This window comes from Alcanivorax sp. HI0044 (assembly GCF_001634945.1).
This window is the reverse complement of record NZ_LWEZ01000908.1, coordinates 1-530: the sequence shown is the minus strand read 5'-3', so window position 1 is coordinate 530 and position 530 is coordinate 1. Positions and strand designations below refer to the sequence as shown.

Sequence of the window (530 nt, the reverse complement as noted above, 5' to 3'; positions counted from 1 at the left end):
AATGAAGATTTGTCGTGGATTTAAGGGCAAGCCCCGGTTTCTGATGAGGGCTGTTTTTTCGCCTTGCGGGGTGCCTGACGCCTAAACCCGCAATCACATCGGTGGTGGTGTGGGTTTCAATTTTATTGCGTCAGGCATGCGGCTTCAGGTTTCAGGCTTTTTCTGTAATCGACGCAGCAGGGACGATGTATCCCAGCGGCCCCCACCCATGGCCTGAATATCCCGGTAAAAGTCGTTTATCTGCTCCGTGACGGGCAGGGGTGTCCCGTTCCGGGCAGCTTCGTTCAGGCAGATATCCAGGTCCTTGCGCATCCAGTCCACCGCGAAGCCGTGCTCATACTGGTCGTCGATCATGGTCTGGTGCCGGTTTACCATCTGCCAGGAGCCGGCGGCCCCCTGACTGGTGGTTTCGAAGACTTTGCTGGCATCCAGGCCGGCGTTCAAGGCAAAGGCGACGCCTTCTGCAAGCCCTTCCACCAGCCCGGCTACGCAGATCTGGTTGACCATTTTGGTCAGCTGGCCACTGCCCG

General features: G+C 57.9%; 1 protein-coding gene. It reads right to left on the bottom strand.

All coding sequences use genetic code 11. The annotated features are described in order from the left end of the window. Positions 1 to 144: 144 nt before the first annotated feature. The coding region (locus A3730_RS10720) for an NAD(P)-dependent oxidoreductase (protein ID WP_156501144.1) at positions 145 to 530 on the bottom strand (386 nt) is incomplete at its 5' end.